Source organism: Rahnella woolbedingensis (genome assembly GCF_003602095.1).
Taxonomy (GTDB): Bacteria; Pseudomonadota; Gammaproteobacteria; order Enterobacterales; family Enterobacteriaceae; genus Rahnella; species Rahnella woolbedingensis.
The window spans coordinates 83,211-97,891 of the sequence record NZ_RAHH01000018.1 but is presented as its reverse complement, the minus strand read 5'-3'; the positions used below and the strand labels follow the sequence as shown (position 1 = coordinate 97,891).

Genomic DNA, 14,681 nt, shown 5'->3' with positions numbered 1-14,681 from the left:
AACTGACCACCTTTTCTGCGTCTTTTATACCACAGGAATCAGCTGTATATCACTGTCAGTGATGCTTTGCCGAGAGTATGGAAATGCACATTGAAGCCGAGATAAGCGCCGCTGGCATTTTCATCCACTTCCAGCGTTTCTGTATCGATGGCGTAGACGGTGAAATGATAGTGATGGTGTTCGCCCTGCGGAGGGGCTGCACCGCCATAACCGGCTTTGCCAAAGTCGGTGCGGGTCTGTACGGCACCGGCAGGTAAACCGCCTTTACCGGAGCCTGCGCCTTGCGCCAATTCGGTAACGTCAGCCGGAATATTCGCTACGCCCCAGTGCCACCAGCCGGAACCGGTCGGTGCATCGGGGTCGTAAACGGTAATCACAAAACTTTTGGTGCCTTCCGGTGCGCCGGACCAAGCCAGATGCGGTGACAAATTGTCGCCGTTGTAGCCCATGCCGTTAAAAACCTGCGTTTCCGGCATTTTGTCGCCATCGCGCAAATCATTACTGGTCAGTGTAAATGCCATAAAATCCTCATCTTTTGGTAAAGGGATGCCCGTCAGATTACTTGCTGATTTCGGCCCCGCCCAGCATTTTCAGCAAGGCCTGGGCGACTGTTTTGGAAGACGCCGGATTCTGGCCGGTAATCAGCTTGCCGTCGGTGACGGCATAAGGACGCCAGTCGGCGGCTTTGCTGTAATCGCCGCCGTTTTTCTTCAGCTCATCCTCGACCAGAAAGGGCACGATATCGGTCAGGCCGACGGCGTCTTCTTCGCTGTTACTAAACCCGGTCACACGTTTGTCTTTGACCAGCGGCGTGCCATCAATCAGGACATTGCGCAGAACGCCCGGTGCATGACACACGGCAGAAACCGGTTTATCTGCCTTCCAGAACGCTTCGATCAGCGCGACAGAATGCGCATCCTCTGCCAGATCCCATAACGGCCCGTGACCGCCGGGATAGAAGACAGCATCAAAGTCATCCGCGCTGACCTCACTGAGTTTCACGGTATGCGCCAGTGCCTGTCTGGCTTCGTCATCTTTGTGAAAACGCGCAGTGGTTTCCGTCTGGGCATCCGGCTCAGAGCTTTTCGGATCCAGCGGCGGTTGCCCGCCTTTGGGCGAAGCCAGCGTCAGTTCAGCGCCCGCATCCAGAAACTCATAATAGGGTGCGGTGAATTCTTCGAGCCAGAAGCCCGTTTTCTTGCCGGTTTCGCCGAGTTTATCGTGTGATGTCAATACAATCAGTAATTTCATGTTACCTCCTGTGGACGCATCCGGGCCGATGTTTCAGGGATCAGTCCTGCCCGACACGAACGACCAGTTTGCCAAAGTTTTTACCCTCAAGCAGACCAAAGAACGCCTGCGGGGCGCTCTCCAGACCTTCCACAATATCTTCGCGGAATTTGATTTTTCCGGCTTCAAACCATTCGCTCATCTGTTTTGCAAACTCCGGATAACGATGGCCGTAATCATCAAAGATAATGAAGCCCTGCACGCGCATGCGTTTCTTCAGGATAGTCCCGGTCAGCAGCGACAGGCGATCTTGTCCGTCTTTGAGTCCGGTGGCGTTGTACTGCGAAACCAGTCCGCACACCGGAATACGCGCTTTGGTGTTAAGCAGAGGCAGCACGGCGTCAAATACCGCGCCACCGACGTTTTCGAAATACACGTCGATACCGTCCGGACAGGCCGCTTTCAGGCGTTTATCCAGATCCGGCGCGCGGTGATCCAGACATTCATCGAACCCGAAATGCTCTACCGCGTAACGGCATTTTTCTTCGCCGCCCGCGATACCTACCACGCGACAGCCTTTGATTTTACCAATCTGCCCGACCAGCGAACCGACCGGACCGGTTGCTGCCGCCACCACCAGCGTTTCGCCCGGTTTCGGTTCACCGATATCCAGCAGGCCCATGAAGGCTGTGAAGCCCGGCATACCTAAAACGCCCAGCGCCAGAGAGGGCTGTTTCAGTGCCGCGCCTTCCAGCTTCTTCACCGCTTTGGCATCGGCAACGGAATAATCCTGCCAGCCGGTGCTGCCGACCACTAAATCACCGGCTTTGAAATCCGCGCTTTTAGATTCCACAACGCGCGAAACCGCGCCACCGGTCATCACTTCACCGATTTGTACCGGCGCGGCGTAGGAGGGCGCATCGCTCATGCGTCCGCGCATATAAGGGTCGAGCGAAAGCCACACGGTGCGCAGCAATAACTGCCCGTCTTTAGCTTGCGGTAACGGAGCCTTTTCCAGACGGAAATTGTCATCGACAGGTTTACCGTGAGGACGTGAAGCCAGCACGATGCGGCGGTTTTCAGACTGTAACTGAGGCATAGTCATTCCTTTTCGTTTTCTTATAAGAAAGTTAAAAGCTTACGTAATTGGGAATAAGTATAGGACGCTAAACAGTTTTCGAACCAAGCGCTTTATGCCATGTTTGAATAATTCGGAGGGTTTACCCGCAAATGTGATCATGATTCTCTGCTGTGCGAAGAAGAGAAGTGTGGGAGTGTTAATGATTACTCAGTGATCAACCTCATTTATTGCCATCGTTAACGCATTGATTTTAAATTGTCGAATTGACCATCAGAAAAAGAAGATCTCTGTGCGTAAAAAGGCATAATCTTTTGCAGTTCAAAGGGTAAACCTGAAATGCCAACAGGTTCACTGCCGGACAGGCAGCTTAGAAAGCATTCTGCGCTCCAGCTCCAGCTATAAATCGTTGCCGCAGGCAGGGGCCTTCTTCAAATCATTTCTGCTACATCAGCTTGTGTTGTCCCTTTCTGGCTTCCCACTCGAAACATTCTTGCGTATCAAGAACCACCATTTTGAGCATATGAAAGCTATTTTCACTGGAATACATCGCGAAAACGTACGACAGAACCGTCCCGAGTAAATACATTTCGCCGGTGCAGGAAAATACTGACGGTTGCATAAACAATGTTGAATGGCTGCCGCGCACCGGGATCCTTTTGAACAGCAGATCGAGCGGTTGTGTATCAATCCTTTCAATGGCCTCCAGTTTTTTAGCTGAAATCCCTGCCAGATTCGGGTGGTAAATACCCGATAAATCGAAGTCGCGTATGACCTGCCGGATCCCTTCAACATCCAGCAACGTCAGATAGCTGAGATTCATGCTGGAAAGCAAAGACCAATGCTGTTGCTCTGCCGTTACCGGCGGTAAGGGGAAGGTCGGACGGGTGATATTTGTGAAAGAAATCACTGCCGGATTAATCTCCGTTGTGCAGTTAATATCGCCAGTTCTGAGAAACTCAGGTATTTCCCTGTTGGTACAAATCATTGAGAGCGTGATTTCTTCTCTCTTTTTACCTGACTCTGGTAAAGAAGCGGGGCGGCCATCCGCATGGACGAATGAAATACGATGATCAAACCGGTTATGCAAAAGCGACGGTAACTGACGCAAATGATAATAAATCGGGTCGTTTTCTCCGGTAACGCGAGCTCTTCCGCGAATGTTGTTCAGTGCCTGGTAATACTGCTCAGGTGATTTTCCGGTTTTACCTTTACGTTTATCCCCTGACCGTATTTTGTTTTTGACATGGGAAATAGAAAAAATATCATAATATTCCTGATGGCGGGTGTTGAATAATACAGGATGACTTTTGACACCTTCATTTCTGTTGAGCCTTTTACTTTCATGTGGGAAAGTATTCACGGCAGGAGAACAGTGCAGGCGTAAGGTGGTATTCCTGATATTAAGGTCGGGCGGGAAGGGAGTGTTGAAATGAATTCTTAACGTAAACTTTTCAGCGAATACTTTAAGCGGAAGATTACGGCTTCCTGCTATGTCAAAAAACATAAAACTATCTGGATAGCATAAATACTCTTGTAATATTCTAAATCCGTCGCTGCTGTTTTCAGGATATGGTAAGAGCGCATCGCTTCTTTCAAAACCTGCCGCTGAAATGACCATGTCAGGTTGCGGTATATTATATTTACCCACGAGTAGTTCTAATTTAACAGTATTGACCGATAACCAGAGATACAACTGATAACGCGTATACTCATCTTCCCCGTTTAGCCAGAATCGAAGTTTATTAAGATCCAGAGTGTTAAGATCAGTCAGGCGACTGATAGAAATAGTAATGTCCATTTTGCTATTTTTAAGACTGCTCTGAGCGTTAATCGTATCAATATGCAAAGGCATCAGCCAGACATCGCGACTCAGGGTGAATGTGCAAGTCGGCAGAGAACGCCTGACTATTTTATCCTTTTGATTTACGGACTCAGCCTGAACCGGATCACTTTGTAAAAACATTCCTTTATTGATCACGACAGGCATAGTGATTTCGTCTACATCGGGCACATATTCGATAATTGTCATTGAAGGCGTTGGGCGTAAATAATTCGGCCATAAGTTGTGAAGCAGGGGATGTGTTATTTCCGGAAATGAATCTTCAATTCGAGTTCTCACATGACCTGATAAAATTGAAAAAGCTTCAAATAACCTTTCTATTTCATGTTCTGAATCTTTACTTTCCAGAAACGATTTTAAATGCGGATTTTCTATCGCCAACATTTTTGCCAGTTGTCGTAAATAGTCTAATTCTTCCCGATAATAGCGTTCGTCATTGTTCATGTTTATTTCTCCCAGGGGGTGTTTAATCCCAATAATGCCTTTTTTTAATGTCATAAAATTGATGAGAATCAAATTGCGGAGATAAAAATGGGTATTCAATTAAATGCTATAAATAGCGTCATAAAATTTTATTCAAAGTAATGGTTGGGTTTAAATACAACACTAAGTTGAATGTGTTACATAAATGTTCATGGAATGAAAACTGCGTGAAAGCCGGGGAATAAATAATGTCATCATCAGGAACGCGATTTACATTTGAAATCGACGGTCTGGCAGCTGAAAAATTTGTCGTTGTCGATTTCCATCTGAGCCAGTCTTACTCTTCACTTTTTATTCTGGATATCAGTGCGGCCAGCGCCGATCAGGCTATTGTTTTTGAAGATATCCTCGATGAAACCGGTGTGCTGACAATCTGGCAAGACGAACTCCTCATGCGACGTGTTAAAGGTGTTATCACCGGCTGTGAACAGGGTGATACCGGCAAGCACCAGACGGTATATCAGATGACTCTTCGCCCCTTTTTCTGGCGTAGCAGTCAGCGTAGAAACTGCCGCAGCTTTCAGAATTCCGATCCCAAAACTATTATTGGTAAGCTTCTGACAGAAATGGATATCAGCAGCCATGAAGAAGTGTTGCTCAATGCACATCCGCAGCGTGAATTTTGCGTACAGTTTATGGAAACTGATTACGCGTTTATTTCACGTCTGGCCGCTGAAGAAGGCGTGTTTTTTTATGAGCAGGAAGATCTTGAGGGCGACGACCAGCGATTAATATTTAACGACGATCGCGCGGGTTTACCGTTGATTGCTGCGCTGCCCTACAATCCGAATGCCGCCTCTGAGGCAGAGACTTACTGCATAAACCATTTTCGTCGTAATGCCCAAATCCGTCCTGCTCAGGTCACGACTAAAGATTACACTTTTAAAGCACCCAACTGGCAGGCCGAGTATCAGCATGTGCCGGAACGTATGCCTTATCAGCGACCGGAATATGAATTTTACGATTATCCGGGGCGCTTTAAAGATGAACAGCATGGCGCGGATTTCGCGCGTTATCAGCTTGATGGCTGGCGTAACGAGGTTGATTTTGCCGTCGGCATATCGAACTCGCCACAGTTACAACCAGGGATATGTTTTACCCTGATCGATCACCCCCGGGAAGACTTAAATGATTGCTGGCAGGTTGTCACCGTCGATATGCATGGTGAGCAACCGCAGGCGCTGATCGGCCATACAGGACAAGGAACGACGTTAAACACTCAGTTTAAAGTCATTCCAGGGAGTCAGACATGGCGGCCTGAACCCTTGCCAAAACCCCGTATCGATGGGCCGCAAATCGCGCTGGTCACCGGTCCGGCAGGTGAAGAAATTTACTGTGACAAACATGGCCGGGTGCGGGTGAAATTTGCATGGGACAGATATAACAATGCCGACCAATCCAGTTCTTGCTGGGTGCGTGTCTCGCAGGCATGGGCGGGAAGCGGGTTCGGTAACATCGCCATACCCCGTGTCGGGCAGGAAGTGATTGTCGATTTCTTAAACGGCGATCCCGACCAGCCCATCATCACCGGCAGAACCTATCACGCCAATAATCTTACTCCCGGCAATCTTCCTGCGACGAAAACGCAAACGGCTATACGCTCAAAAACCTACAAAGGTGACGGCTATAACGAGTTGCGATTTGAAGATGCTCCGTCCCAGGAAGAGGTTTATATCCACGCCGAAAAGGACATGAACCACGTTATCAACAACGATCGCACCAGCCTGACTAAACGGCATTCTGTCGATAAAGTGCAGGGGAACAGTGCGACACTGGTGACTAAAAATAATGTGGTTCATGTCGATGGAACGCAAAATACCTATGTCGGCGGAAACTGCGTGTGGTCTGTCGGTAAAAGTTTTGGTGATGGGTTCCGTAATATGGATTTGGCAAAATATCAGGATCGTGCTGGAGAACCCATGAAAAACCTCGCTTTTTCAGCAGGAGTGCATGGTATTACGCCGGGAAGTGGAAACATGATTCTGAGGGTTGAAGGGAGCAGAACTGAACACGTCAATCTGACCGATACCAGTTCAACGCTTGGGGCTAAAACCGTTAATGCTGGCGGCATTATTACACTGAATGCAGGGACATTATTAAATCTATTTTCCGGGACCAACAGCAAAGATATCTGCGGAGGCACCAAAATCATTCAGGCCAGTCAGGGCATTGAACTTCATGCCGGAGCGGCGTCATTAACGTTAACAAGTGATGGACATATTTCCCTAAAAGGTCTTTCTATTTCCATTGAAGGTAGCGAGTTGATTGTGCTGAAGACGCTGAAACTAGAAGTGGAAGGATAGTTAAATGGAAATGCGGAAAAAATTAGGAATTGCGATTTGTATCGTATTGTTGGGCATTTTTGTAATAGAAGGAGGAATGCGTTTTGCAATTTGGCGATCGTTAAATGAGTTGGTTCCAGTTGGCGTTAAATATGAGTTGAGCATAACGATACCTGATGCTTCAGGACACGTTATTTGTCTGGACTCAGAAACAAAAAATTATATTGGAGTTTTTTATACAAAATGGTTTTTGTCAATGTTTTGGTCAAGTGTTACTTGCAGGTATAAATCTTCATATATGAATTTGGTAGTTTATGACTATGACACTTCAATTGGTCACGTTTATATGACCAATTATCACTGGAGTTTTTACTCGATGGGGTTCGTTGAACATGTGATGTATTCATTATAACCAGTGCATCCATGATATTAATTGATGTTGATTGGGGTGCAGATGGTTAAATATTAATATCTTAAGTTAAATGTCGTTACCAAATAGAATATATGCAAGTCATAGTTAGTGTTAATTACAAACTTATGTATTTTCACTGCGATTTTTACTCATTAGGGTTTGAAGAAGATCTTTGTAATTAAACACGGAGGTAGGATGGGTAATATATTTAGTAAAGATAGTAATGGTGTTCTAGAGCGTTGGGTTTTAAAGTTAGAGCTAGATGATGGAAAGCAGCCTTCTCCTAATATAGAGGATTTTGGAAGAAAATTAATTATTATAAACTATTGTTTATATACTGAGTCCCAACACAAAGTTATTTTTTCAGTTCCACCTGACATTAAATTTATTGAACCGATGGAAAAAAATTCCATCATGTTCGACAGCGAGGGTGGGTTGCCGTGGCAGGTTTTAGCACAATGCTCGATGCCGCTAGAATTTCCCATCACCAAAAAAGAGTATGAAAAAGCCTATTCATTGGTGGTTTGGGCTGATCCCTTTGGCAGTGCTGCATTTTTTGGAGGGGGATACTGGAAAGGTGTTTTGATAATCAAAGAGATCAGCAAATTCAAGACTGAGGAAATCGTCGGGAATACGAAAAAAAACATTATTAATATCAAGTTACAGGTTGCACAAAGTGTTATCTCATACTTCATTGATTTGGTTGAGAAGTACACCACTTCAACTCTTCCTGAACTTAAAGAAATTCATGATGCTTATAAAAATGGGGATAAGAGTGTTCTGGGTAAGTTGGGTGTGATGGCACCTACGATAGATAAGAATAATACTGTTTTTTATAGAAGAGCAAATAATACCGCTGAATTTTTTATTGGCGATTGGGGAACTGATTTGTACGATGGAGATTATTGGATAGATGAAAGTCTTAAGGCGAAAGACCCATCCAATATTGAATGGGGAGACAGTAATATCAGCATTTATGATTTTAAGGCACCGATTAAAAAACTTTATGCAGAAATGATACGCATCGGTAATGATGGCCGGATTTACAGTAACGAAGGTTTTTCTAATTTAAACTGGGGGATTGTTGGCTATCAACTCGAACTCGGATCGGACAGAATGATTGAGTTCGCCCATATGGATCCATCTTCCGGGAATCAGGATCATGATGATGCCGCGACCCGTGATGGGCAACGTGCGGGTGAAAGTGCCGGTATTTCACAAAAAAACCATACTGATCTTCCGGCTGAATTCCCCCGTGCATTAGATCGCAGAAAGCTATTTTTATTTATTACTAAGGTATTGAGTGAAAATGATTTATACACAACTCTGGGAGTTTTGAAACATCAGAAGGCATTGGAAGAACAGCAGGCGAAAGATGCCAGAGAAAACCCATTGCAATATAGCCTTCTGGATTATCCATTGTTTTGGTAAATATTTTTAGAAGAAATATTTTCCTGATCCCTGATATAAGGAACAATCATGCGCAAAGCCATTGTTAAAACGTCCCCAACATCCACCGGTGGCAAAGTGTTAGACGGTGTAGCGACCATGACCATCGACGGTTTTCCCACAACGCTAATCGGAATGCGGGCATCCTGTCCGGTCTGCCTGACAGGAATGGGGAATATTATTCCTGAAGGTCCTAATCAGCAGTTAATTAATGGCGTACCCATTGCGCTGGAAGGGGATGTTGTGGCCTGTGGTTGCCCGGAAGGAGCAAATGTCGTGATGCCATTAACGGCAAGGGTTACGGTGAAATAAAGGGGATTAGCTGATAATGCCAGCTGATTGTGTCAACCGGCATTGCCCTTACAATGTCTTACTTCACGCTCACATCAATATCGCCAAAGTATTTCTTCGACAGCTCTTTCACGACGCCATCTTTTTGCACTTTCGCGATAGCGGTATCGAGTTTCTCTTTCATCTGGGTATCGCCTTTACGCAGGCCGAACGCAATGCCGCTGCCGAGGATTTTGTCGTCACGTACGGCGTCGCCGACAAAGCCGTAATCCTTACCGTCCGGACGCGACAGGAAACCGCTCTGACCGGCTGGTGCCAGTACTAAGGTGCCGTCGAGACGACCGGAAGATAAGTCCAGATACACCTGGTTCTGATCCTGATAAGAGACGATATCCACGCCTTTCGGTGCCCAGTGCGCCTGCGCGTAGCTTTCCTGAATCGAACCCTGTAACACGCCGATGTGTTTGCCTTTCAGCGATTCTACGGATGGCAACAGGCCGGAATCTTTCTTCGCGATAAGTTTGCTCGGCACGCGGTAAATCACGTTAGTAAAATCAATCGCCTGACGACGTTTGTCGGTCACGTTCATGGCCGAGTTGATCGCATCAAATTTACGTGCCTGAAGTGCCGCAATCAGACCGTCAAATGACGTATCAAACCATTCGCATTTCACGCTGGCGGCGGCACATACCGCGTTGCCCAGATCGATATCAAAACCTTGTAACTCGCCGGTCGCGCTTTTGGATTCAAACGGTGGATATTGTGCTTCCAGACCAAATTTGAGTGTGGAACCGTCCGCCAGTGCGGAGAAAGAGGCCACGGCACAACCTAACAGCAATGCGATTTTCAACTTTTTCATTATTCACAATTCCCCAGCGTGATTGATATAAATTAAAGGCTCAGACGCGACACAGGCGGCGTGCACCTTCGTACAGCGTGTCGTTATCTTTGGCGAAACTCAGGCGGATAAGCCCAGTGGGTTTGTTATTGCTATAAAAAGCCGAGAGCGGAATGGTGGCAATCTGATGATCGCGGATCAGGCTCAGCACAAATTCATCGTCGGTCAGCGGGCTGAAATGACTAAAACGCGCCAGCATAAAGAAGCTGCCACGACTTGGCAGTAATTCAAAGCGGGATTCGCTGAGCGCTTCGGCCAGCAGGTCGCGCTTTTGCTGATAAAAATCCGCCAGACCTAAATAACTTTGCGGATCTGCCAGTGCTTCAGCGAAAGCCACCTGCATCGGCGTATCAGCGGAGAACATCATAAACTGATGCACTTTACGGATTTCATCCATCAGTTCCGCCGGGGCCAGGCAATAGCCCACGCGCCAGCCGGTGACGTGATAAGTCTTACCGAACGACGACACAATCACACTGCGTTCGGCCAGTTGCGGATGGCAGGCCATGCTTTCATGACGCTCGCCGTCGAACACCACATGCTCATACACTTCATCGGACAAAATCACGATGTCGGTGTCTTTGGTCAGTGCGGTCAGACGTTCGATATCAAAATCCGTGAAAATCGCGCCGGTCGGATTGTGCGGGCTGTTGATGATGATCATCCGGGTGCGGTTGTTGATCGCACTCGCTACCTGATCCCAGTCGATGCTGAAATCGTCCATCGACAGGCCGATGGCGACCGGTTTCGCGCCCTGCAAACGAACAATCGGCGCGTAGCTGTCAAACGACGGTTCGAAATAGATCACCTCATCGCCCGGATGGACCAACGCGCTGATGGCGCAATACAGGCCTTCGCTGGCGCTGGCCACCACCGTCACTTCGCTGTCGGCATCGTATTTGCAGCCGTAAAGTGCTTCGACTTTGGCGGAAAGCGCATGACGTAATGCTGCCACGCCGCTCATCGGCGCATACTGGTTATGACCTTCGCGCATGGCTTTGGTGACGCTTTCAATCAGCGCGGGCTGACAGGAAAAGTTTGGCGCACCCTGCGATAAATTCAGGGCATTATGCTCGGCGCTGAGCTGGCCGATAACGGTAAAAATAGTGGTACCGACGTCCGGTAATTTAGACTGCGGCGACATGGTGCTCTTCATAGCATTTCCCCAAAAAAAAACAGGCCGGGCGGCCATGAGAAGGTAAAAAAGGGTGTTGAATGATTAAGCAACAGTTCCCCTGTGCCGACAATGGAAAGTTTGTCATACTCGTTATGATCTGAAGTCATGGCTTTGTGACGTTTCTAACGAGGTAACTGTGAGCTTTTCGCCTGAACTGCCGTATCTGAATTTACCCTCGCTCAACGTGCTGAAAACCTTCGCTGTGGTCGCGCAGACGCTGAATCTCACCCACGCCGCCTCGCTGTTGCACATTACGCAGGGCGCGGTCAGCCGGCAGGTAACCGGACTGGAGGCCACGCTCGGCTATCCGTTGTTTTTGCGTCAGGCCAGAGGGCTGATGCTGACTCCGCGCGGGGCGCAGCTTTTGCCGCCGGTACAGCAGGCGCTGGCACTGATGGGCGAAGCCCTGAAACGCGTCGGTTCACACCCGGATACGTTGCGGATTAAATGCCCGACCTGTTCGATGCGCTGGTTGTTGCCGCGCGTTATTCAGCTGCAAAATGACCGGCCAGATATGCAGATTGAACTGACGGCTTCTATCGCGCACGGAGTGGATTTCAGCAGTGAGCATTTTGATGCCGCCGTGGTATTTGGCCGCCCGCCGGAATCGCCTCGCCGTGCGCATCATCTGTTTGATGAAGTGCTGACGCCGGTGTGTACGCCGGATTTTTTACCGCGTCGTCAGGGACAAACGAAAGTAGCAGATCTGGCGGACAAAACGCTGTTGCACCCGACGCGGGATCGCCGCGACTGGCTGTTATGGCTGCGGGAAGAGGGCGTGCAGGGGCTGCCTTCAGCCAAATCTCAGCACTTTGATACGCTGGATCTGGCGATTAATTCGGCGTTGCAGGGATATGGCGTGGCGATGGGTGACCTGACGTTAATTGAGGACGATTTGCAGGCAGGGCGGATTGTCGCACCGTTCCCGCTGTGCGTGGCGAGCGGTGCGTCTTATACGTTGCTGTATCCGGAAAACCCGACGCCCGCGCTGAAAGTGGCGATTGATTTTCTCAATGAAGAAGCGCGGCTCAGCCGTGAAAAACTGAGCGCGCTGTTATCGACTTCACACCGGTTAGTCAGCGCAAACTGATCAGTACAGCGCAGCCAGTGCGCTGGCGATTGCGCCGGTCAGTCTGCTCAGTTCTTCAGTCGAAATGATGTACGGCGGCATCAGGTAAATCAGTTTGCCGAACGGACGGATCCACACGCCTTGCCCGACGAAATGCTTCTGCAACTGCGCCATATCGACCGGCTGGCGCATTTCCACCACACCTATTGCGCCCAGCACCCGCACATCAGCCACTGCCGGATGTTCCGCCAGCGGCTGCAATTCGGCTTTCAGTTGTTTCGCGATACTCATAACCTGAACCTGCCAGCGATTTTCGGCTAGCAGACGCAGGCTGGCATTGGCGACGGCGCAGGCCAGCGGATTGCCCATAAACGTCGGGCCGTGCATGAAACATCCGGCCTCGCCGTTACTGATCACTTCAGCGACGTGGCGCGTGGTTAAGGTGGCGGAAAGCGTCATATAGCCGCCGGTCAGCGCCTTGCCGAGACAAAGAATATCCGGCGAAATTTTTGCATGATCGCAGGCAAACAGCTTACCGGTGCGACCAAAACCGGTGGCGATTTCATCGGCAATCAGCAGCACGCCGTAGTGATCGCATAAATTGCGCACGCGTTTTAGGTACAGTGGGTGATAAATCCGCATCCCGCCTGCGCCCTGAACCACCGGTTCCAGAATGACTGCCGCGATTTTGCTGTGATTCTCGTCGAGCATTTTGGCGAACGGCGCGATATCCGCCTCATCCCATTCCCCGTCAAAACGGCTTTGCGGCGCATCGGCAAACAGATGCTGCGGCAGATAGCCCTGATACAAACTGTGCATCGAATTTTGCGGGTCGCACACAGACATCGCGCCAAAGGTATCGCCATGATAGCCGTTGCGCAGCGTCAGCAAGGTCTGACGTTTTTCGCCGCGCGCCTGCCAGTATTGCATCGCCATTTTCAGCGCCACTTCTACGGCAACCGAACCCGAATCTGCCAGAAACACGCATTCCAGCCCGGCAGGTGTCATCTCCACCAGACGACGCGACAGCGCAACCGCCGAAGGATGGGTGATGCCGCCAAACATCACATGTGACATTTTTCCGATTTGTTCGACCGCGGCCAGATTCAGTTGCGGGTGGTTATATCCGTGGATCGCCGCCCACCAGGACGACATACCGTCCACCAGCTGGCGGCCATCTGCCAGTTGCAACATCACGCCGGACGCGGATTCCACCGCATACGCCGGCAGTGGTTTGGTCATGGACGTGTAGGGATGCCAGATGTGGCGCTGGTCGAATTCAATATCGGCGGGTGTCATAAAAGAGTCCTGCGGGCGGTGAATTGTAAACTAAAAAATAATTTTAACGTTGACGGTAAACCAAAACAAATTAAAAATGGTTTACGGATTATGAAAAAATATCACTGAATACTTTTTGAAGGAGTCGCAATGACTACCCGTACCCACTGGACGCTGGAAAAAACTCAGGCCTTGTTCGATACGCCGTTTCTGGAGCTGATGTTCGAAGCTCAGCAAATTCACCGTCAGCATTTCGACCCGCGTCAGGTGCAGGTCAGTACCTTGCTGTCGATTAAAACCGGTGCCTGTCCGGAAGACTGTAAATACTGTCCGCAGAGTTCCCGTTACAAAACCGGGCTGGAATCTGAACGGCTGATGCAGGTTGAACAGGTGCTCGAATCTGCCCGTCAGGCGAAAGCCGCCGGGTCGACCCGTTTCTGCATGGGCGCCGCGTGGAAAAACCCGCATGACCGCGACATGCCGTACCTTGAGCAAATGGTGCAGGGCGTGAAGGAGATGGGTATGGAAACCTGCATGACGCTCGGCACGCTGAACACCACGCAGGCGCAGCGTCTGGCGCACGCCGGGCTGGATTTCTACAACCATAACCTCGATACCTCGCCGGAATTTTACGGCAGCATTATCACCACACGCAGCTATCAGGAACGTCTGGATACGCTGGCGGAAGTGCGCGGGGCGGGCATTAAAGTCTGCTCAGGCGGCATTGTCGGTCTGGGCGAAACCGTCAAAGATCGCGCCGGTCTGCTCATGCAACTGGCGAATTTGCCGGTGCCACCGGAAAGCGTGCCAATCAACATGCTGGTGAAAGTCAAAGGCACGCCGCTGGCCGATAACGACGATGTGGATCCGTTCGACTTCATCCGCACTATCGCCGTCGCGCGCATCATGATGCCGCAATCTTACGTGCGTCTTTCTGCCGGTCGTGAGCAGATGAGCGAGCAAACGCAGGCGATGTGCTTTATGGCCGGAGCCAACTCTATCTTCTACGGCTGCAAACTGCTGACCACGCCAAACCCGGCAGAAGATAAAGATTTGATTCTGTTCGGCAAACTCGGGCTGAATCCTCAGTCCATCGAAACAGAAATGGGCGATAACCAGCAGCAGGCCGCACTGGCAGAACAACTGGTTCATGCCGATACCGCACAGTTCTACAACGCGGCGGGTTAACCG

13 protein-coding genes are annotated in these 14,681 nt (G+C 49.4%); 6 read left to right on the top strand and 7 right to left on the bottom strand.

What is annotated here, in order from left to right:
* Positions 1-38: 38 nt before the first annotated feature.
* The 4 genes from D6C13_RS15985 to tssF form a co-directional block, all read right to left on the bottom strand.
* Positions 39-521, bottom strand: a complete 483-nt coding sequence (locus tag D6C13_RS15985; protein WP_120133702.1) for a kinase inhibitor — start codon at positions 519-521, stop codon at positions 39-41.
* Between the two features lie 37 nt (positions 522-558).
* Positions 559-1,251, bottom strand: a complete 693-nt coding sequence (locus D6C13_RS15980; protein ID WP_120133701.1) for a type 1 glutamine amidotransferase domain-containing protein — start codon at positions 1,249-1,251, stop codon at positions 559-561.
* 40 nt (positions 1,252-1,291) lie between these two features.
* Positions 1,292-2,329 carry an NADP-dependent oxidoreductase gene (locus D6C13_RS15975; protein ID WP_120133700.1) on the bottom strand — a complete coding sequence of 346 codons (1,038 nt, stop codon included), beginning with the start codon at positions 2,327-2,329 and terminating at the stop codon, positions 1,292-1,294.
* A 424-nt stretch (positions 2,330-2,753) separates the two neighbouring features.
* On the bottom strand, positions 2,754-4,595 hold the full coding sequence (gene tssF, locus D6C13_RS15970; protein ID WP_167458040.1) for a type VI secretion system baseplate subunit TssF: 1,842 nt from the start codon (positions 4,593-4,595) through the stop codon (positions 2,754-2,756).
* A gap of 227 nt (positions 4,596-4,822) precedes the next feature.
* Here tssF and tssI point away from each other — a divergent pair, with 227 nt between their 5' ends.
* From tssI to D6C13_RS15950, 4 genes are all read left to right on the top strand, one after another.
* The gene (tssI, locus tag D6C13_RS15965) at positions 4,823-6,937 is read left to right on the top strand and encodes a type VI secretion system tip protein TssI/VgrG (RefSeq protein ID WP_120133698.1); all 2,115 of its coding nucleotides are present in this window, start codon (positions 4,823-4,825) and stop codon (positions 6,935-6,937) included.
* A gap of 4 nt (positions 6,938-6,941) precedes the next feature.
* Positions 6,942-7,328 carry a hypothetical protein gene (locus D6C13_RS15960; protein ID WP_120133697.1) on the top strand — a complete coding sequence of 129 codons (387 nt, stop codon included), beginning with the start codon at positions 6,942-6,944 and terminating at the stop codon, positions 7,326-7,328.
* A gap of 195 nt (positions 7,329-7,523) precedes the next feature.
* Entirely contained in the window at positions 7,524-8,759 is a 1,236-nt protein-coding gene (locus tag D6C13_RS15955; protein WP_120133696.1) for a hypothetical protein, read from the top strand.
* A 48-nt stretch (positions 8,760-8,807) separates the two neighbouring features.
* Positions 8,808-9,089: a PAAR domain-containing protein gene (locus D6C13_RS15950; protein WP_120133695.1), complete on the top strand. Its 282-nt coding sequence runs from the start codon at positions 8,808-8,810 to the stop codon at positions 9,087-9,089.
* A gap of 58 nt (positions 9,090-9,147) precedes the next feature.
* On the opposite strand, the gene D6C13_RS15945 is transcribed toward D6C13_RS15950, so the two are convergent.
* Positions 9,148-9,927: an ABC transporter substrate-binding protein gene (locus D6C13_RS15945; RefSeq protein WP_120133694.1), complete on the bottom strand. Its 780-nt coding sequence runs from the start codon at positions 9,925-9,927 to the stop codon at positions 9,148-9,150.
* A 40-nt stretch (positions 9,928-9,967) separates the two neighbouring features.
* The gene (locus D6C13_RS15940; RefSeq protein WP_120133693.1) at positions 9,968-11,122 is read right to left on the bottom strand and encodes a methionine aminotransferase; all 1,155 of its coding nucleotides are present in this window, start codon (positions 11,120-11,122) and stop codon (positions 9,968-9,970) included.
* A gap of 157 nt (positions 11,123-11,279) precedes the next feature.
* Between D6C13_RS15940 and D6C13_RS15935 the strand changes: the two genes are divergently transcribed.
* Positions 11,280-12,233, top strand: coding sequence for a LysR substrate-binding domain-containing protein (locus tag D6C13_RS15935; RefSeq protein ID WP_120133692.1), 954 nt, complete (start codon positions 11,280-11,282; stop codon positions 12,231-12,233).
* Here the strand turns inward: D6C13_RS15935 and bioA are convergent, their stop codons facing one another.
* Positions 12,234-13,511: an adenosylmethionine--8-amino-7-oxononanoate transaminase gene (gene bioA / locus D6C13_RS15930; RefSeq protein ID WP_120133691.1), complete on the bottom strand. Its 1,278-nt coding sequence runs from the start codon at positions 13,509-13,511 to the stop codon at positions 12,234-12,236.
* A 129-nt stretch (positions 13,512-13,640) separates the two neighbouring features.
* Here bioA and bioB point away from each other — a divergent pair, with 129 nt between their 5' ends.
* Complete coding sequence (gene bioB / locus D6C13_RS15925) at positions 13,641-14,678, top strand: biotin synthase BioB (RefSeq protein WP_120133690.1); 1,038 nt, start codon at positions 13,641-13,643, stop codon at positions 14,676-14,678.
* The last annotated feature ends 3 nt before the right edge of the window (positions 14,679-14,681 follow it).

Coding starts and splice junctions, on each gene's coding strand:
- D6C13_RS15985 (WP_120133702.1), bottom strand. CDS start 521: ATGGCATTTACACTGACCAGTAATGATTTGCGCGATGGCGACAAAATG.
- D6C13_RS15980 (WP_120133701.1), bottom strand. CDS start 1,251: ATGAAATTACTGATTGTATTGACATCACACGATAAACTCGGCGAAACC.
- D6C13_RS15975 (WP_120133700.1), bottom strand. CDS start 2,329: ATGCCTCAGTTACAGTCTGAAAACCGCCGCATCGTGCTGGCTTCACGT.
- tssF (WP_167458040.1), bottom strand. CDS start 4,595: ATGAACAATGACGAACGCTATTATCGGGAAGAATTAGACTATTTACGA.
- tssI (WP_120133698.1), top strand. CDS start 4,823: ATGTCATCATCAGGAACGCGATTTACATTTGAAATCGACGGTCTGGCA.
- D6C13_RS15960 (WP_120133697.1), top strand. CDS start 6,942: ATGGAAATGCGGAAAAAATTAGGAATTGCGATTTGTATCGTATTGTTG.
- D6C13_RS15955 (WP_120133696.1), top strand. CDS start 7,524: ATGGGTAATATATTTAGTAAAGATAGTAATGGTGTTCTAGAGCGTTGG.
- D6C13_RS15950 (WP_120133695.1), top strand. CDS start 8,808: ATGCGCAAAGCCATTGTTAAAACGTCCCCAACATCCACCGGTGGCAAA.
- D6C13_RS15945 (WP_120133694.1), bottom strand. CDS start 9,927: ATGAAAAAGTTGAAAATCGCATTGCTGTTAGGTTGTGCCGTGGCCTCT.
- D6C13_RS15940 (WP_120133693.1), bottom strand. CDS start 11,122: ATGAAGAGCACCATGTCGCCGCAGTCTAAATTACCGGACGTCGGTACC.
- bioA (WP_120133691.1), bottom strand. CDS start 13,511: ATGACACCCGCCGATATTGAATTCGACCAGCGCCACATCTGGCATCCC.
- bioB (WP_120133690.1), top strand. CDS start 13,641: ATGACTACCCGTACCCACTGGACGCTGGAAAAAACTCAGGCCTTGTTC.